This is a genomic window from Xanthomonas hortorum pv. pelargonii (genome assembly GCF_024499015.1).
GTDB classification, from domain to species: Bacteria; Pseudomonadota; Gammaproteobacteria; order Xanthomonadales; family Xanthomonadaceae; genus Xanthomonas; species Xanthomonas hortorum_B.
In genome coordinates this window covers 1,082,079-1,100,033 of the sequence record NZ_CP098604.1, presented here as the reverse complement: position 1 = coordinate 1,100,033, position 17,955 = coordinate 1,082,079, and the positions used below count along the sequence as shown (strand labels likewise).

The 17,955-nt window shown below is 64.2% G+C and carries 17 protein-coding genes and 1 tRNA gene; 15 read left to right on the top strand and 3 right to left on the bottom strand.

Features of this window, described 5'->3' with window-relative positions; genetic code table 11:
* Positions 1 to 15 precede the first annotated feature (15 nt).
* The 11 genes from NDY25_RS04760 to NDY25_RS04710 all read left to right on the top strand — a co-directional run bounded on the left by NDY25_RS04760 (position 16) and on the right by NDY25_RS04710 (position 9,765).
* Complete coding sequence (locus tag NDY25_RS04760) at positions 16 to 993, top strand: beta-ketoacyl-ACP synthase III (RefSeq protein ID WP_168959467.1); 978 nt, start codon at positions 16 to 18, stop codon at positions 991 to 993.
* A gap of 61 nt (positions 994 to 1,054) precedes the next feature.
* On the top strand, positions 1,055 to 1,837 hold the full coding sequence (locus NDY25_RS04755) for a BUD32 family EKC/KEOPS complex subunit (RefSeq protein ID WP_168959468.1): 783 nt from the start codon (positions 1,055 to 1,057) through the stop codon (positions 1,835 to 1,837).
* Positions 1,838 to 1,941: 104 nt separating this feature from the next.
* Positions 1,942 to 2,886, top strand: a complete 945-nt coding sequence (fabD, locus tag NDY25_RS04750; protein ID WP_168959469.1) for an ACP S-malonyltransferase — start codon at positions 1,942 to 1,944, stop codon at positions 2,884 to 2,886.
* 87 nt (positions 2,887 to 2,973) lie between these two features.
* On the top strand, positions 2,974 to 3,717 hold the full coding sequence (fabG, locus tag NDY25_RS04745) for a 3-oxoacyl-ACP reductase FabG (protein ID WP_168959470.1): 744 nt from the start codon (positions 2,974 to 2,976) through the stop codon (positions 3,715 to 3,717).
* A 156-nt stretch (positions 3,718 to 3,873) separates the two neighbouring features.
* Entirely contained in the window at positions 3,874 to 4,113 is a 240-nt protein-coding gene (gene acpP, locus NDY25_RS04740; protein WP_002814322.1) for an acyl carrier protein, read from the top strand.
* A 140-nt stretch (positions 4,114 to 4,253) separates the two neighbouring features.
* Positions 4,254 to 5,489: a beta-ketoacyl-ACP synthase II gene (gene fabF / locus NDY25_RS04735; protein WP_168959471.1), complete on the top strand. Its 1,236-nt coding sequence runs from the start codon at positions 4,254 to 4,256 to the stop codon at positions 5,487 to 5,489.
* Positions 5,490 to 5,659: 170 nt separating this feature from the next.
* On the top strand, positions 5,660 to 7,015 hold the full coding sequence (locus tag NDY25_RS04730) for an aminodeoxychorismate synthase component I (protein ID WP_168959472.1): 1,356 nt from the start codon (positions 5,660 to 5,662) through the stop codon (positions 7,013 to 7,015).
* Between the two features lie 66 nt (positions 7,016 to 7,081).
* Entirely contained in the window at positions 7,082 to 8,149 is a 1,068-nt protein-coding gene (gene mltG, locus NDY25_RS04725; RefSeq protein ID WP_425510770.1) for an endolytic transglycosylase MltG, read from the top strand.
* Entirely contained in the window at positions 8,146 to 9,105 is a 960-nt protein-coding gene (locus tag NDY25_RS04720) for a DNA polymerase III subunit delta' (RefSeq protein ID WP_168959473.1), read from the top strand. Before mltG ends, NDY25_RS04720 begins: the two co-directional genes overlap by 4 nt.
* Positions 9,102 to 9,455, top strand: a complete 354-nt coding sequence (locus NDY25_RS04715) for a PilZ domain-containing protein (protein WP_003483889.1) — start codon at positions 9,102 to 9,104, stop codon at positions 9,453 to 9,455. The genes NDY25_RS04720 and NDY25_RS04715 overlap by 4 nt, the downstream gene beginning before the upstream one ends.
* 235 nt (positions 9,456 to 9,690) lie before the next feature.
* Positions 9,691 to 9,765, top strand: a tRNA-Val gene (locus tag NDY25_RS04710).
* A gap of 196 nt (positions 9,766 to 9,961) precedes the next feature.
* Here NDY25_RS04710 and NDY25_RS04705 read toward each other — a convergent pair.
* Complete coding sequence (locus tag NDY25_RS04705) at positions 9,962 to 10,219, bottom strand: Txe/YoeB family addiction module toxin (protein WP_023902910.1); 258 nt, start codon at positions 10,217 to 10,219, stop codon at positions 9,962 to 9,964.
* Positions 10,216 to 10,467, bottom strand: coding sequence for a type II toxin-antitoxin system Phd/YefM family antitoxin (locus tag NDY25_RS04700; RefSeq protein ID WP_043888988.1), 252 nt, complete (start codon positions 10,465 to 10,467; stop codon positions 10,216 to 10,218). Before NDY25_RS04700 ends, NDY25_RS04705 begins: the two co-directional genes overlap by 4 nt.
* Before the next feature lie 185 nt (positions 10,468 to 10,652).
* Between NDY25_RS04700 and NDY25_RS04695 the strand changes: the two genes are divergently transcribed.
* Complete coding sequence (locus NDY25_RS04695; protein WP_168959474.1) at positions 10,653 to 10,979, top strand: hypothetical protein; 327 nt, start codon at positions 10,653 to 10,655, stop codon at positions 10,977 to 10,979.
* A 242-nt stretch (positions 10,980 to 11,221) separates the two neighbouring features.
* Here NDY25_RS04695 and prpR read toward each other — a convergent pair whose 3' ends face one another.
* Positions 11,222 to 12,841, bottom strand: a complete 1,620-nt coding sequence (prpR, locus tag NDY25_RS04690) for a propionate catabolism operon regulatory protein PrpR (protein WP_180336594.1) — start codon at positions 12,839 to 12,841, stop codon at positions 11,222 to 11,224.
* A 174-nt stretch (positions 12,842 to 13,015) separates the two neighbouring features.
* On the opposite strand from prpR, the gene prpB reads away from it, so the two are divergent.
* The 3 genes from prpB (at position 13,016) to acnD (ending at position 17,944) form a co-directional block, all read left to right on the top strand.
* Complete coding sequence (gene prpB, locus NDY25_RS04685) at positions 13,016 to 13,864, top strand: methylisocitrate lyase (RefSeq protein ID WP_256627969.1); 849 nt, start codon at positions 13,016 to 13,018, stop codon at positions 13,862 to 13,864.
* Positions 13,865 to 13,939: 75 nt separating this feature from the next.
* Complete coding sequence (prpC, locus tag NDY25_RS04680; RefSeq protein WP_168959477.1) at positions 13,940 to 15,094, top strand: bifunctional 2-methylcitrate synthase/citrate synthase; 1,155 nt, start codon at positions 13,940 to 13,942, stop codon at positions 15,092 to 15,094.
* 207 nt (positions 15,095 to 15,301) lie between these two features.
* Entirely contained in the window at positions 15,302 to 17,944 is a 2,643-nt protein-coding gene (gene acnD, locus NDY25_RS04675) for a Fe/S-dependent 2-methylisocitrate dehydratase AcnD (protein WP_168959478.1), read from the top strand.
* The last annotated feature ends 11 nt before the right edge of the window (positions 17,945 to 17,955 follow it).

Genomic DNA, 17,955 nt, shown 5'->3' with positions numbered 1-17,955 from the left:
GCACTAGGAAACAGCATGAGCAAGCGGATCTATTCCAGAATCGCGGGCACGGGTAGCTATTTGCCCGAAAAGGTGTTGACCAACGACGATATGTCCAAGATCGTCGACACCAGCGATGAATGGATCTTCTCGCGCACTGGTATCCGTGAGCGTCATATCGTTGCCGACGACCAGACCACCAGCGATCTGGCGTATTTCGCCTCGCTGAAGGCGATGGAAGCGGCCGGCGTCAGCGCCGACGAGATCGACCTGATCGTGGTCGGCACCACCACTCCCGATCTGATCTTCCCGTCCACTGCCTGCCTGTTGCAGGCGCGGCTGGGCAGTGTCGGTTGCGGTGCATTCGACGTCAATGCGGCCTGTTCGGGTTTCGTCTATGCGCTCAGCGTCGGCGACAAGTTCATCCGCAGTGGCGACGCCAAGACCGTGCTGGTGGTCGGTGCAGAAACGCTTACCCGTATCGTCGACTGGACTGATCGCACCACCTGCGTGCTGTTCGGCGATGGTGCTGGCGCGGTGGTGCTCAAGGCCGACGAAGAAACCGGCATCCTCAGTACCCATCTGCACGCCGATGGCAGCAAGAAAGAGCTGTTGTGGGATCCGGTCGGCGTGTCGGTCGGTTTCGGCGAAGGCAAGAACGGCGGCGGCGTGTTGCTGATGAAGGGCAGCGAGGTCTTCAAGTACGCGGTCAAGGCACTGGACTCGGTGGTCGACGAGACGCTGGCGGCCAATGGCCTGGGCAAGGGCGACCTGGATTGGCTGATCCCGCATCAGGCCAACATGCGCATCATCGAAGCCACCGCCAAGCGCTTGGAGCTGCCGATGGACCAAGTGGTGGTCACCGTGGATCGCCATGGCAACACCTCCTCGGCCTCGGTGCCGTTGGCGCTGGACGAAGCGGTCCGCTCCGGCCGCGTGCAGCGCGGTCAGCTGCTGCTGCTGGAAGCGTTCGGTGGTGGATTTACCTGGGGTTCGGCGCTGCTGCGCTACTGAGTCACCGCAGGCATCGCCGCGTCCGCCGGCGATGCCTGGCAGCATCAGGGACGGACCCGTTATGGCAGAACCCATCGTCATCGCCGGACAGCGGGTCTGGCTGAAGCAGTACCGCCGCGACAGCCGGGCGGTCTCGCTCGGAGCACTCAACTTCGTCGCCCGCCGCTGGGGCCTGGATGCCTTGCGTCCACCGCCGCACCGTGGCGGCGATGCCGCACGCGATCTGGAAGCGCGCCGGCTCGGCGAACTGCAGGCGCAAGCGGTGAATGTGCCGCGCGTGGTCGGTTGCGGGCAGGCGGCCCTGGTGCTCAGCGACAACGGCCGTTCCTTTGCCAGCTGCCTGCGCGAGGCCGACGCGCCCGAGCGCGACCGCCTGATCGCGCTGGCGGTGGCGGCCATTGCCTATGCTCACCGCGATGGCGCGTATTTCGGCCAGCCGCTTCCGCGCAACATGACCGTCGACGGGCAGGCGGTCGGCTTCATCGATTTCGAAGAGGATCCGCTGGAAGTGATGGACCTGGCGCAGGCCCAGGCGCGCGACTGGCTGGTGTTTGGCTACGGCGTGGCCAAGTACTACCGTGGCCGCCGCGAGGTGCTGCAGCGGTTGATGACGGGCGCTTTCGATGCGGCCGGCCCGGCCGTGGCGGCGCATGCGCATGTGGTGACCGGACGATTGCAGCGGTTTGCGCAGCTCACCGGTCGCCTGGGGCGCTCTGCCGGGGCACTGGCGCGCGCCATCCAGGCCATCCACGCGGCGACTTCCCTGGCCGTGGTGCTGGTGCTGGTGATGTGCGAGGACTGGCTCGCCGATGGCGAAATGGACCTGCTCAACGCCTTGCTGTAAGTGTGCCGGCGGTCGCGCTGGCCGGGTCTTGCATACGCGGCAGTACAGACGCCAGGGCGATTTCGCACGTATTATCCCGGCTCGATTTTTGTAGGCAGCAACGCGTGACCGAATCCACTCTCGCCTTCGTGTTTCCCGGCCAGGGCTCACAGTCCTTAGGGATGCTGGCCGAACTGTCCGAGCTGCATCCGCAGATTCGCGAAACCTTCGCCGAAGCCTCCGAAGGCGCTGGCGTCGACCTGTGGGCGCTGTCGCAGGGCGGCCCGGAAGAGATGCTCAACCGCACCGAATACACCCAGCCGGCCTTGCTGGCCGCAGGCGTGGCGGTGTGGCGGTTGTGGAACGCGCAGCGCGGGCGACGCCCCGCGGTGTTGGCTGGCCACAGCCTGGGTGAATACACCGCATTGGTCGCGGCCGGTGCCTTGTCGCTGCACGACGGTGCGCACCTGGTACGGCTGCGCGGCCAGTTCATGCAGGCCGCCGCGCCGGCCGGTGTCGGCGCGATGGCGGCGGTGCTGGGTGCCGAGGATGCGCTGGTGCTGGAGGTCTGTGCCGAGGCGGCGGGCAGCCAGGTGGTGGTGCCGGCCAACTTCAATTCGCCGGGTCAGATCGTCATCGGTGGCGATGCGGCCGCAGTGGATCGCGCGCTGGCCTTGCTGGCCGAGCGCGGCGTACGCAAGGCGGTCAAGCTGGCGGTGAGCGTGCCTTCGCACACCCCGTTGATGCGCGATGCGGCCAACCAGCTCAGCGAGGCGATGGCTGGCCTGAGCTGGCATGCCCCGCAGATTCCGGTGGTGCAGAACGTGGATGCACGCGTGCACGACGGCAGCGAGGCGATTCGCAGGGCCCTGGCCGAGCAGCTGTATCTGCCGGTGCAGTGGACCGGCTGCGTGCAGGCGCTGGCTGCGCAGGGCATCACCCGGATCGCCGAATGCGGCCCGGGCAAGGTGCTGAGCGGGCTGATCAAGCGCATCGACAAGAGCCTGGATGCGCGTCCTCTGGCCACGCCTGCCGATTACGCTGGCGCGCTTGAGGCGTGGGCGCACTGATACTACGACGCATATGCCGGTGTCATGCCGGCCTCCATCAGCGTTCGCAATCACGGTTGCGACGTCCCCCTTCGAGGAAAAGAATTCATGAGCAAGCCACTGCAGGGTGAGATCGCCCTGGTCACCGGCGCCAGTCGCGGGATCGGCGCGGCCATCGCCGACACGCTGGCCGCCCAGGGCGCCACCGTGATCGGCACTGCCACTTCGGCGTCCGGCGCGAGCGCGATCGGCGCGCGTCTAGCCGCCCACGGCGGTCACGGGCGCGAACTCAATGTCACCGACGCAACTGCGGTCGATGGCCTGATCGATGCGATCGGCAAGGAGTTCGGGGCGATCTCGATTCTGGTCAACAATGCCGGGATCACCCGCGATAACCTGTTGATGCGGATGAAGGAAGACGACTGGCAGGCGATCATCGACACCAATCTGACCAGCGTGTTCCGCACCTCCAAGGCGGTGATGCGCGGCATGATGAAGGCGCGCAAGGGCCGCATCGTCAACATCGCCTCGGTGGTGGGTGTGACCGGCAATCCCGGGCAGACCAACTACGCCGCGGCCAAGGCCGGCATCATCGCGTTCTCCAAGTCGCTGGCCAAGGAAATCGGCTCGCGCGGGGTCACCGTGAATGTGGTGGCGCCCGGCTTCATCGACACCGACATGACCAAGGTGCTGCCGGACGAGGCCAAGACCGCCTTGCTGCAGCAGATCGCGCTTGGCCACCTGGGACAGCCGGAGGACATCGCCAATGCGGTGGCATTCCTGGCCGGCCCGAGTGCCCGTTACATCACCGGTGAGACCCTGCACGTCAACGGCGGCATGTACATGCCGTGAGCGTGCGGCGCCGGGAGGCGCTAAGTGGCTGATCGGCTGGGAGTTGTGATGCAATGCAACGCTCGGTCGCTTCCACTACACTATCCAACGCGGCCATCGCAGCGGCGATGGCGTTTTTTTCGTACCACCACTACTCCATCCGGAGCGATATCCCAAATGAGCACCATCGAAGAACGCGTCAAGAAAATCGTCGTCGAACAACTCGGCGTCAAGGAAGAGGAAGTCACCACCAGCGCATCGTTCGTCGATGACCTGGGTGCCGACTCGCTGGACACCGTCGAGCTGGTGATGGCGCTGGAAGAAGAGTTCGAGTGCGAGATCCCGGACGAAGAGGCTGAAAAGATCACCTCGGTCCAGCAGGCGATCGACTACGTGAAGGCTCACGTCAAGAGCTGATGCGTTGTTCCTGACGGTGGCGGCGTGCGTCATGCCGCTGCTGCGTCAGACATTCCATGGGGCCGCTGATGCGGCCCTGTGTTTTTCAGCGTTAATCGCAAACCGCAAGCACCGTCTGTTGCGTGGTGAGGAGATCTGCAATGAGTCGTCGTGTTGTCGTTACCGGCATGGGCATGGTGTCGCCGCTGGGCAATGATCTGGCCACCAGCTGGGATGGAATCATCCACGGGCGCTCAGGCATTGGCCCGATCAGGCAGATCGATGCCTCGCAGTTCACCACCAAGATCGCGGGTGAGATCAAGAATTTCGACCCCACGCTTTTTGTGTCCGCCAAGGACGTCAAGAAGATGGATTCGTTCATCCACTACGGTGTCGGCGCCTCGTTCATGGCGTTGGACGATTCCGGGCTGGAGATCGACGAAAGCAATGCCGAACGCGTTGGCGCCATTCTCGGCTCCGGCATCGGCGGTCTGCTCGGTATCGAAGAGCAGACCATCAAATTCCATGAGGGCGGCGCGCGCAAGATTTCGCCGTTCTATGTGCCCAGTACCATCATCAACATGCTGCCGGGCCAGGTGAGCCTGATCAAAGGCCTGAAAGGCCCGACGTTCTCGGCTGTTTCCGCCTGCGCCACCTCCAATCATTCGATCGGTACCGCGATGCGGATGATCCAGTACGGCGATGCCGATGTGATGCTGGCCGGCGGCGCCGAGCGTGGGTCCTCGCCGAGCTCGGTGGGCGGTTTCTGCGCAATGAAGGCGATGTCCACTCGCAACGACGACCCGACCGCCGCTTCGCGTCCGTGGGACAAGCAGCGCGACGGCTTCGTGCTCGGCGACGGCGCCGGCGTGCTGGTGCTGGAAGAATACGAACATGCCAAGGCGCGTGGCGCGCGTATCTATGCAGAGCTGGTCGGCTTCGGCGCCAGTTCCGATGCCTTCCACATGACCGCCCCCAGCGAAGACGGCGAAGGCGCGGCGCGCAGCATGGTTGCGGCCATGCGCGATGCCAAACTCAATCCCGAGCAGATCGGCTACCTCAACGCGCACGGCACCTCCACCCCGCTGGGCGACCTGGCCGAGACGCTGGCGATGAAGCGCGCATTGGGCGACCACGCGTACAAGGCCATGGTGAGCTCGACCAAGTCGATGACCGGTCATCTGCTTGGCGCGGCCGGCGGCGTGGAAGCGATCTTCTCGGTGATGGTGCTGCATACCGGCATCATCCCGCCGACCATCAATCTGGAAGAACCCAGCGAAGGCTGCGACCTGGATTACGTGCCGAACGTGGCGCGCGAAGTGCAGCTGGACGCGGTGATGTCCAACGGCTTCGGCTTCGGCGGCACCAACGGCACGCTGGTGTTCAAGCGCATCTGAGTTGGCGCGCCGTTCTTTTTACGGAGAACGGCGCGCAAGATCGTTTTGGCCGCCGCGCGCGATGCGTCCGCGCGGCCTGATTTCTGATTCACAGCCCGATTCCATCGTCGCTCGCCCTCTGCCGTTGCAGCAGGGCGGCGCGCTCTAGCACCCCACGCCAAACCAGGCCGATGACGCTCACCAGATCCCTGCATGCGGACATCGACCTGCTGGCGCTGCATCGGCTGGCGCCGCAGCGCTATCCGGCCTTGCTCGAATCCACCGCCTTCGGTACCGAGCACGGTCGCTGGGATGTCTTGTTGCTTGCAGAAGGTGCCAGTCTGCGGCTCGACGCCGATGGGCACACGCGCGATGGCGACGGACGCGTGCTGGAAGGCGGCTTTCTGGCTGCGCTGGATGCAGCCTGGCAGGCCGAGCGCGTGCCGCACGATGCGACAAGTCCGTGGCCGTTTCGTGGCGGCTGGGCGGTGTTGCTGGATTACGAACTGGCCGCGCAGGTCGAGCCGATTTTGCAGTTGCCTACCCGCGCCGACGGCTTGCCGAGCGCGCTTGCCTTGCGTGCGCCTGCAGCGGTGTTGCGCGATCGAGTAAATGGCCTGTGCGTCGCACTGGCCGAGCCGGGCCGCGAGGATCTGCTGACGCGCATCGTTGAGGACATCGCCGCCTGCGCCGTGCTGCCACCGTTGCCGGACTGGGTCGCTCCGGTGGCTGTCGAAGAAGACGCGCCCGAACACTTCACCGATGCAGTGGAGCGCGTGCTCGCCTATCTGTGCGCTGGCGACGTGTTTCAGGCCAATATCTCGCGCGCCTGGCATGCGGTATTCGCTGCTGCGGTCGATCCGGCAGCGCTGCATGCGCGTCTGCGCGCGGCCAACCCCGCACCGTTTGCCGGCCTATTTGAGGCGGCAGGACGCGCGGTGGTGAGTTCCTCGCCGGAACGCCTGGTGTCGGTGCAGGGCGATATGGTGCAGACGCGCCCGATCGCCGGCACCCGTGCGCGCTTTGCCGGCGACGACGATGCCGCACGCATCCGCGAGCTGGTCGGCCATCCGAAGGAACGCGCCGAGCACGTGATGCTGATCGACCTGGAGCGCAACGACCTGGGCCGCATCTGTGCGCCCGGAACGGTGGAGGTGGACGAGCTGATGGGCGTGGAGAGCTACGCGCATGTGCACCATATCGTCAGCAATGTGCGCGGCCGCCTGCGCGCTGAGGTCACGCCCGGCGAGGTGATCGCGGCGGTGTTTCCCGGCGGCACCATTACCGGCTGCCCGAAGGTGCGCTGCATGCAGATCATCGCCGAGCTCGAATGCACCGCACGGGGTGCGTACACCGGTGCGTTCGGCTGGCTCAATCGCGACGGCGACATGGATCTGAACATCCTGATCCGCACCGCCGAAGTGGCCGGGAACCAGGTGCATTTCCGCACCGGGGCCGGGATCGTGGTGGACTCGGATCCGCAGCGCGAGCTGGACGAAACCCGCGCCAAGGCGCGCGGCCTGCTGCGTGCATTCGACCAGACATGAGCGCTTCAACGGGACATCACCGGCGCGCGGTATCCTGCGCGGCGCTGGGGCAATGACGAGGTACGTGTGGCGGTGACTGGCAAACGTGGATGTCTGGCCGTGCTGGGCACGGCACTGTTGCTCGCGGCGCTGCTGGCGATTGCGGCTGTGGTGGCGTGGCGGCATTACCTGCACTTCGCCGATACACCGGTGAGCGCGAGCGCGCCCAGTGTGGTGATTGCGCCCGGCGATTCGCTCAAGGTGACGTTGCGCAAGTTGCGCGATGCCGGCGTGGCGCAGGGCATGGATCTGGAATGGCAGTTGCTCGCGCGCCAGGTCGATGCGGCCGGCAAGCTCAAGGTGGGCGAATACGCGCTGGCGCCGGCCTTGTCGCCGCGCGCGCTGCTCGAGCGCATGCGCCAGGGCCGGGTGATCCAGTACCGCTTCACGATCGTGGAGGGCTGGAATTTCCGCCAATTGCGCGCGGCACTGGCTACCTCCACGCCGTTGCAGCAATCCATCGGCGCGCTGGACGATGCGGCTGTGATGGCGCGGTTGGGCTTTGCCAATCAGCATCCGGAAGGCCGCTTCCTGCCGGAAACCTATCTCTACCAGCGCAGCGACAGCGATGTGGACGTGCTCAAGCGCGCCCACGTGGCGATGGACAAGGCGTTGGCGCAAGCCTGGGAGCAGCGCGCGCCCAATCTGCCGCTCGGCTCGCCGGAGCAGGCGTTGATCCTGGCCTCGATCATCGAGAAGGAGACCGCGCTAGGCAGCGAGCGACCGCTGATTGCCGGGGTGTTCCTGCGCCGCCTGCAGATGGGCATGAAATTGCAGACCGACCCGACCGTGATCTATGGCATCGGCAGCAGCTACGACGGCAATATCCGCCGCCGCGATCTGACCACCGACACGCCGTACAACACCTACACCCGCACCGGCCTGACCCCGACCCCGATCGCCATGCCCGGTCGTGAAGCATTGCTGGCGGCGGTGCGTCCGGCGCCCGGGGATGCCTTGTACTTCGTCGCGGTTGGCGACGGCACCGGCGCGCATGCGTTCTCGGCCACCCTGGCCGAACACAATGCCGCGGTGGCGCGTTACCTGCAGCGCCGCCGCCTGCCGGAAATTCCGCCGACGGAGTCCACTCCATGACTACTGCGTTCTCACCCTGGCAGCAGCGCGCCTACGATCAAACGCTGGCGGCACTGGACGCCGGCCGGCTCGGGCATGGCTTGCTGATCTGCGGGCCCGATGGCCTGGGCAAGCGGGCGGTGGCGTTGGCGCTGGCCGAACACGTGCTGGCCAGCTCGCCGGACCCGGCGTTGGCGCAGCGCACGCGGCAGCTGATCGCCGCCGGCACCCATCCGGATCTGCAGCTGATCTCGTTCATTCCCAATCGCACCGGCGACAAGCTGCGCACCGAGATCGTGATCGAGCAGGTGCGCGAGATTTCGCAGAAGCTCTCGCTGACCCCGCAGTACGGCATCGCCCAGGTGGTGATCGTCGACCCGGCCGATGCGATCAATCGCGCTGCCTGCAACGCCTTGCTCAAGACACTGGAGGAACCGTCGCCGGGTCGCTACCTGTGGCTGATCAGCGCGCAGCCGGCGCGCTTGCCGGCGACCATCCGCAGCCGCTGCCAGCGTCTGGAATTCAAGCTGCCGCCCGCACACGAGGCGCTGGCCTGGCTGCTGTCGCAGGGCGTTGGCGAGCGGGCTGCACAGGAAGCGCTGGAGGCCGCACGCGGCCATCCGGGGCTCGCCGCGCAGTGGTTGCGCGAAGATGGCCTGGCGGTACGTCGCACGGTGGCGCAGGACCTGGAGCAGATCGCCGCCGGGCGCGCCAGCGCAGTGGATGTTGCGCAGCGCTGGACCAACGATGGCCAGGCCGACCAACGTCTGCGCCACGCCGCCGACCTGGCGCTGGCACAGGCATCGGCCGGCTTGACCGATCCATCGCGGTTGCACAAGCTGGCGACCTGGTTCGACGTCGCCAATCGCACGCGCGATCTGCTGCGCACCACCGTTCGCGCCGATCTGGCGGTGACGGAATTGTTGCTGTCCTGGCGCGAGGGAGAGCGTCCGGTACGTTCTAGGGGAACTCGATGAGTGCAATGAATGCACGCCAAGGCATTTTGTCGCTGGCGCTGAAGGACAAACCGGCGCTCTACAGCGCCTACATGCCGTTCGTGAAAGGCGGCGGCATCTTCGTGCCCACGCCCAAGCGCTACATGCTCGGCGACGAAGTGTTCCTGCTGCTGACGCTGCCGGACTCCAGCGAGCGCCTGCCGGTCGCCGGCAAGGTCATCTGGACCACGCCCGCCGGCGCGCAGGGCAACCGCGCTGCCGGCATCGGCGTGCAGTTCCCGGATGGCCCGGAAGGAGAGGCGGTGCGCAACAAGATCGAGACGCTGCTGGCGGGGTTGACGACTTCGGATAAGCCGACGCATACGATGTGAAGTGAGGATGCAACGCGCGCGTTTGTCGGTATCGGTCTGCTGGGGAAGTGACGGGAAGCGGCGCAACCCGGCCTGTCGAGCGACTGCTGCCGACGTGCAATCGCAGCGTCTCACGCAGCACCGCAACGGCCTGTGTGTCTGCCGCGCTGCGCTGTTTTCCGGCGCCGTGCAGCCGCCTCGAATGAACCTGTTGACGATCGCCACAGCTGCCCTATAATGTGCGGCTCGCGTCACCGGGCGGTTAGCTCAGCGGTAGAGCATTGCCTTCACACGGCAAGGGTCACAAGTTCGAACCTTGTACCGCCCACCATCGAAATCCAGTAACAGATATGGGTTTCAGCGCGAGAAGAGAAGAGCCGGCCAAGTGCCGGCTTTTTGCTGTCCTGCAAGGTGTTGAGCATCTGGTTCAGTTGAGTATTTGTGCCGCCTGACAGATGTCGTCGAATCGTTGTGGCTGTCCAACGCTGCGTTTGGCGGGTGTCGCCGGCAGCGTGGATGGGTAAGGATTACGCGTAGTGGTAGCGCGCCTGAGCAATCAGCAGGATACCGTTCTCGGCCTTGTAGACAATCCGGTGTTCGTCGTTGATGCGGCGTGACCAGTAGCCCGCCAGCGCATGGCGCAACGGTTCGGGTTTGCCGATGCCCTGGAAAGGATCGCGCTGAATGGCCTTGATCAACTCGTTGATGCGTTTGAGCATCTTCTTGTCGGTCTGTTGCCAGTAGAGGTAGTCCTCCCAGGCATTGTCAGCAAACTGCAGAATCACTCAGCCAGTTCCCGTTCCTTGCCGCGACCGGCCTCAAGCTGGGCAATGGATTCCAGCAGCCGTTGCGCGCTCTTCGGGCTGCGCAGCAGGTAGGCGGTCTCTTCCATGGCCTTGTAGTCTTCCAGCGACAACATGACTACGGCGCGCTCACCGCTGCGCGTGATGATCACCGGCTCATGGTCATTGACGACACGGTCCATGGTGTCGGCCAGAGAGGCACGCGCGGCGCTGTAAGTGATGGTGTCCATGAGATGATCCGGATATGTACAGGAAATTGTACGTATGTGTCTGGGAGAGTCAACTGTCCAGTCTGCTGGCCTCCGGACTGGTTCAACGTCCCTGACCGTTATGTTGTTCCGGTTGTGCCTGCTTCTTGCGGGCCCGCGAATGAATCGCCATCCTGCAACACCCCCGCGTTGAAGAAGGAGTGGCGATGAAAATGCTGCTTGGAAGTGCTCTGGTTGCGATGTTGCTGATGGCCGGCTGTGCCCGCGATGTGGGCGAGCAGTACGTGGGCAAGTGGGTCAACGTGAAGTCGCAGAAGAACGTGCTGAGCATCGAGCACAATGGCGAGAGCTTCATCATTCGCGATACCACGCCGGAGTTATTGGGCAGCGGCGTCAAGACAAAGAATCATCCGGCGATCTTGAATAAGGGCGTACTGCAGGTGTCCAGCGCGGATGGCACCGTCAATTACGCGATCGATCAGGCGACCGGCCATTTGAGTACGGGCGATAGCGAGTACACGCGGGTCAAGTGATCGCTACGCGCTCGCTCAATGGGCGTGCGCTGGAGTGGGCGGCGCTGCGTGTGCAGCGGGATCGCATCACCAACGTAGCAGCGATCATGTCGTGTGGATTGCGTCGCTGGTTTGTGACTGCTGACCGCGATTCTTGCGTTCTCAACGACGCGCTGCCAAGCCCAGTGCTTGTGCCCTAAGCAGGCGATGCCAGAGCCCGCAGCTGCGTCTTAAACACCCAAAGCCAAGTGTGCGTTTGCATCCTAAGCACGCGATGCCAACGCGTGCGTCTGCATCCAGCGCCACAACGTGGTGCGCGAGACGCCGAGTGCTTGTGCGGCGAGGCCGCGATTGCCGTTTGCTCGCTCGAGCGCTGCACTGACTGCTGTTGCAGTGAGTTGCATGCGTGAGGTTGCGAGATCGGTGTGTTCGGGTGCCGTTGTGCTGTCGCCAAGGTATATGTCGAATAGCTCTGGCGCCCAGCTTTCCAATTGATCCAGGCTCAGGGTGTCGTGCGGCTGTGCCTTCCAGTGGATGCACAGGCGTTCGACCAGATTACGTAGCTCGCGCACGTTGCCTGGCCACGCGTGCTGTTGCAGCCGCTGCAGCGCTGTCGATGCCAGTGGTGAAGGGATGCTGCCGAGTTGCTGGAAGTAATGCGTCAGCAACAAGGCGATCTCATTGGGTCGGTTGCGCAGCGGCGGCAGTGCGATGCGCAGCGCTGCCAGCCGATAGAAAAGATCGCGGCGAAAGTGGCCTTGTTCGACCAGAAGCTGCAGCGGTTGCAGGCTTGCGGCGACGACGCGTACGTCGACAGCGACCGGCAGCGTGGCGCCGACACGTAGCACTTCGCGCTCTTCCAGTACGCGCAATAAGCGTGTCTGCAGCGGCATCGGCAGTTCGCCGATTTCGTCGAGGAATAGCGTGCCGTCTTGCGCGGCTTCGATCAGGCCGGTATGGCCGCCGCGGCGTGCGCCGGTGAATGCGCCATCGCTATAGCCGAACAATTCTGCTTCCAGCAGCGATTCGCTGATGGCGCCGCAGTTGATGGCAACGAAGCGGCCGCGCCGACGGCTGCCGGCATGCAGTTGGCGCGCGACCAATTCCTTGCCGGTGCCGGTTTCGCCGCTGATCAACACAGTACCTGGGTGTGGTGCGTACAGCTGCACCAACGCGCGCACGTGCGCCATTGCCGCGTCTTCGCCAAGTAATGCGTCGGTGCGGCGAGCGCGACGCGTGCCGGTGCGGTCGGTGGGGCGATCGTTGCTGGGCGCAGTGCCCAAGGCGATGGCGTGTTCGAGCGCCAGGCGCACCGACTCTGCCGAATACAACAGCACGCCGGGCAAGCCGGCCTGTTCGGCGAAATCGATCGCCATGCCGGTGCCAACGATGACCTGGATGCCGCTGGCACGCAGGTCGGCGATGCAGTCGCGCGCGTCTTCGGCGGTGACGAAACGGCGGTGTTCTATGTCGAGGTCGAAACTTTGCTGGAAGGCGCGGAACGAGGGCACATCGGTGGCGTGGGTGACCACGCCGATACGCGGCGCGATGCGGCGTGCGCGCGCCAGCGCTTCCATCAGATCGAAGCCGGTAGCCTGGATCGGAGCCAGCGGCAGCGCAAGCCGGCTGCGTAAGTAAGCTGCATTGGAGCCGCCGGCGACCAGTACGTCGCAGCGCTCGCGGCGCAGGCGCTGGCCGATGACCTCCACCGCCTCGGCAAAGCCGAGGTTGATCTGCTCGATGCGCGCGCGCTGGTCGAACTCGGGGATGACATCGGCCAGCAGGCCGGTCAGACGCGAGACGCTGACGGTCCAGATCACCGGTGATGAGACGTTGGAAGGCTCAGGGATGGAGGGTGTGCGCATGATGCAGTCGCGTTTCAATGACGTTCCATGCTGCTCCACGTGTTACGGATTTGCAACAAATTGAAATAGGCTGGGCAGTCAAATCAACGGGTTACAGTTGGCACGTCACTTGCGCCCACTACCGTATCCCAACCCAGGAATCGCCATGACGTCTTCGCCCCCGCTTCCGCCGGCACGCGCTTCCGCGCCGCACTGGCTGCCGAATCGCCGCTGCAGGTGATCGGCGCGATCAACGCCAACCATGCGTTGCTGGCCCAGCGCGCCGGCTACCAGGCCATCTACCTGTCTGGCGGCGGTGTGGCGGCCGGCTCGTTGGGGTTGCCGGACCTGGGCATCAACACGCTGGAAGACGTGCTGATCGACGTGCGCCGCATCACCGATGTCTGCGAACTGCCGCTGCTGGTGGATGTGGACACCGGCTTCGGGCCGAGTGCGTTCAACATCGAGCGCACCATCAAATCGCTGATCAAGGCGGGCGCGGCCGGTTGCCATATCGAAGACCAAGTCGGCGCCAAGCGTTGCGGGCATCGGCCGGGCAAGGAGATCGTCAGCCAGGGCGAGATGGTGGATCGGGTCAAGGCGGCCGCCGATGCCAAGACCGATGCGGCGTTCTTTCTGATCGCGCGCACCGACGCGATCCAGATGGAAGGCGTGGATGCGGCGATCGAACGCGCCATCGCCTGCGTGGAAGCCGGTGCCGACGGTATCTTTGCCGAAGCCGCATACGACCTGGACACCTACAAACGCTTCGTCGATGCAGTGCGCGTGCCGGTGTTGGCCAACATCACCGAATTCGGCAAGACGCCGCTGTTTACCCGCGACCAACTTGCGCAGGCCGGCGTGGCGATCCAGCTGTTTCCGTTGTCCGCATTCCGTGCGGCCAACAAGGCGGCCGAGGCGGTCTACACCGCGATTCGTCGCGACGGGCATCAACAAGTCGTGCTCGAAAGCATGCAGACACGCGAAGAGCTGTACGAGCGCATCGGCTACCACGGCTACGAGCAGCGCCTGGATGCGCTGTTTGCGCGCAAAGGCGCATGATCGCGCTCTGCTGCGCGCATGTTTCGCCACCTCATCCGTGACACCGCAACACGACATAGTTTGGGAGCTCATCGCATGAACGACACCGTCAATCCCGGCTTCAAGCCGAAAAAATCCGTTGCATTGTCCGGTACTACTGCAGGCAACACCGCGTTGTGTACGGTGGGGCGCAGCGGCAACGATCTGCATTACCGCGGGTACGACATTCTGGATCTGGCAACCACCAGCGAGTTCGAGGAAATCGCGTATCTGCTGGTGCACGGCAAGTTGCCCAACAGCGGCGAATTGCGTGGCTACAAGGCCAAATTGCGCTCGCTGCGCGGCGTGCCGGCTGCGGTGAAGACTGCGCTGGAACAGCTACCGCCGTCGGCGCATCCGATGGATGTGATGCGCACCGGTGTGTCGGTACTGGGCTGTCTGCAGCCGGAGAAGGACGACCACAATCATCCCGGCGCGCGCGATATCGCCGACAAGCTGATGGCCTCGTTGGGCTCGATGTTGCTGTACTGGTATCACTACAGCCACAACGGCAAGCGCATCGAGGTGGAGACCGACGACGATTCCATCGGCGGACATTTTCTGCATCTGTTGCACGGCTTTGCGCCGAAGGAGACGTGGGTGCGTGCGATGCACACCAGCCTGATCCTGTACGCCGAACACGAGTTCAATGCCTCCACGTTCGCGAGCCGCGTGATTGCCGGTACCGGTAGCGATATGTATAGCGCCATCGCCGGCGGCATCGGCGCGTTGCGCGGGCCCAAGCACGGCGGCGCCAACGAAGTGGCGTTCGACATACAGAAGCGTTACGACACGCCGGATGAGGCCGAGGCCGACATCAAGGCACGCGTGGAGCGCAAGGAAGTAGTGATCGGCTTTGGACATCCGGTCTACACCGTGTCCGACCCGCGCAACAAGGTGATCAAGGAGGTGGCGCGGGAGCTCTCCGATGCGCAGGGCAGCCGCAAGATGTACGACATTGCCGAGCGCCTGGAGACGGTGATGTGGTACATCAAGAAGATGTTCCCGAACCTGGATTGGTTCAGCGCGGTGAGCTATCACATGATGGGCGTGCCGACCGCGATGTTTACGCCGTTGTTCGTGCTGGCGCGCACCGCCGGTTGGAGCGCGCACATCATCGAGCAACGCGTGGACGGCAAGATCATTCGCCCCTCGGCCAATTACACCGGGCCGGAAGATCAGGTGTTCGTGCCGTTGGATCAGCGTCCCTGAGAACGCGCCAGCCGTTGGAGTGGTCCACCTCGATCGCCTTCGTTCAATGAAGGCGATCGAGCTCTCGCAATCGTGATGAGAGATGGCAAAACCCCAAAGGCGTCTGAGACTCTAATCCGAATCCCGAATCCCGAATCCCGAATCCCGAATCCCGAATCCCGAATCCCGAATCCCGAAATGCCCCCGCCCGCTTCAATATCGCCAGCCATGAACAGCCAGTACCGCAAGCCCCTGCCGGGCACCTCGTTGGATTACTTCGATGCACGCGCTGCGGTGGATGCGCTGCAACCAGGCGCGTACGCAACGCTGCCGTACACCGCGCGCGTGCACGCCGAAAACCTGGTGCGGCGTGCAGAACCGCAGATGCTGGAGGCGTACCTGCGCCAGCTGATCGAGCGCAAGCGCGACCTGGATTTCCCGTGGTTTCCGGCGCGCGTGGTGTGCCACGACATTCTGGGGCAGACCGCCTTGGTCGACCTGGCCGGCTTGCGCGATGCGATTGCCGAGCAGGGCGGCGATCCGGCGCAGGTCAATCCGGTGGTGCCGGTGCAGTTGATCGTCGATCACTCGCTGGCGGTGGAATATGCCGGTTTCGACAAGCAGGCCTTCGCCAAGAATCGCAGTGTGGAAGATCGGCGCAATGCCGATCGCTTCCACTTCATCGAATGGACCAAGCGCGCGTTCGAAAACATGGAAGTGATTCCGCCGGGCAACGGGATTATGCATCAGATCAATCTGGAGAAAATGTCGCCGGTGATCTATACGCTCGATGGCGTGGCGTTCCCCGATACCTGCGTGGGCACCGACAGCCACACCCCGCATGTGGATGCGCTGGGTGTCATCGCAGTCGGTGTGGGCGGATTGGAAGCGGAAAACGTGATGCTGGGGCGCGCGTCGTGGATGCGCTTGCCCGACATCATCGGTGTGGAGTTGCTGGGTAAGCCAGCACCCGGTATCACCGCCACCGACATCGTGTTGGCGTTGACCGAGTTCTTGCGTCAGCAACGTGTGGTCGGCGCCTACCTGGAGTTCTATGGCATCGGCGCCACTGCGCTGACCATTGGCGATCGCGCGACCATTTCCAACATGACGCCGGAGTTCGGTGCCACCGCGGCGATGTTCTATATCGACCAGCAAACGCTGGACTATTTGCGTCTGACCGGGCGCGAAGACGCGCAGATTGCGTTGGTGGAAACCTACGCACGCCACACCGGCTTGTGGGCGGATGACTTGGTCACCGCGCAGTACGAGCGCGTGCTGCAGTTCGATCTGGCCAGCGTGGTGCGCAACATGGCCGGCCCGTCCAATCCGCATAAGCGGGTGGCGACCAGAGAGCTGGCCGATCGCGGCATTGCCGGCGCGTGGGAAGACGTGCCGGGCCAGATGCCCGATGGCGCAGTGATCATCGCGGCGATCACCTCGTGCACCAACACCTCCAACCCACGCAACGTCATCGCTGCCGGTTTGCTGGCGCGTAATGCAAATGCACGTGGACTGACGCGCAAACCGTGGGTGAAAAGTTCGCTGGCGCCAGGCTCCAAGGCGGTGCAGTTGTATCTGGAAGACGCCGGCTTGCTGAGCGAGCTGGAACAACTGGGCTTCGGCATCGTCGCGTTCGCGTGCACCACCTGCAATGGCATGAGCGGCGCGCTGGATCCGGTGATCCAGCAGGAGATCATCGACCGCGATCTGTATGCGACAGCAGTGTTGTCGGGCAACCGTAATTTCGACGGGCGCATCCATCCGTATGCCAAGCAGGCGTTTCTGGCATCGCCGCCGTTGGTGATTGCCTATGCCATCGCCGGCACGGTGCGCTTCGATATCGAAAAAGATGTGCTGGGTATCGATGCCGATGGCGTGGCGGTGACGCTCAAGGATCTGTGGCCCAGCGATACGGAGATCGATGCGGTGGTGGCGCGCAGCGTCAAGCCGGAGCACTTCCGTAGCGTTTACGACCCGATGTTCAAGCGCAGCGTGGGGCAGGGCATCCGCGTGAGTCCGTTGTACGACTGGCGGCCGACCAGCACCTACATCCGTCGCCCGCCGTACTGGGAGGGCGCACTGGCCGGTGCGCGCAGCTTGCATGGCATGCGTCCGTTGGCGGTGCTGGGCGACAACATCACCACCGACCATCTGTCGCCGTCGAATGCGATCCAGGCCGGCAGTGCCGCTGGCGAATATCTTGCGCAGATGGGCGTGCCGGAAGAAGACTTCAACTCCTACGCCACCCATCGCGGCGACCACCTCACCGCGCAGCGCGCCACCTTCGCCAACCCCAAACTGATCAATGAAATGGCTGTGGTCGATGGACAGATCACCGCCGGTTCGCTGGCGCGTCTGGAACCGGAAGGGCAGGTGCTGCGCATGTGGGAGGCGATCGAAACCTATATGACGCGCAAGCAGCCGCTGATCATCATTGCCGGTGCCGATTACGGGCAAGGGTCCTCGCGCGACTGGGCGGCCAAGGGCGTACGGCTGGCCGGGGTGGAGATGATCGTAGCTGAAGGCTTCGAGCGGATTCACCGCACCAATCTGATCGGCATGGGCGTGTTGCCGCTGGAGTTCAAGCCCGGCACCGACCGCAAGACGCTGGGCATCGACGGCAGCGAAACCTTCGACGTGATGGGCGAACGCACGCCCGGCGCTACGCTGACGCTGTCGATCCATCGGCGCAACGGCGAGCAGTTGCAGGTGCCGGTGACGTGCCGGCTGGATACTGCCGAGGAAGTGTCCATCTACGAGGCGGGCGGCGTGCTGCAACGGTTTGCGCAGGATTTTCTGGAGAGCCGGGAATCGGGAGCCGGGAATCGAGATGCGTTGAAAGCGACATCGGCATCGCAAGCACACTAGCGTCCATGGCT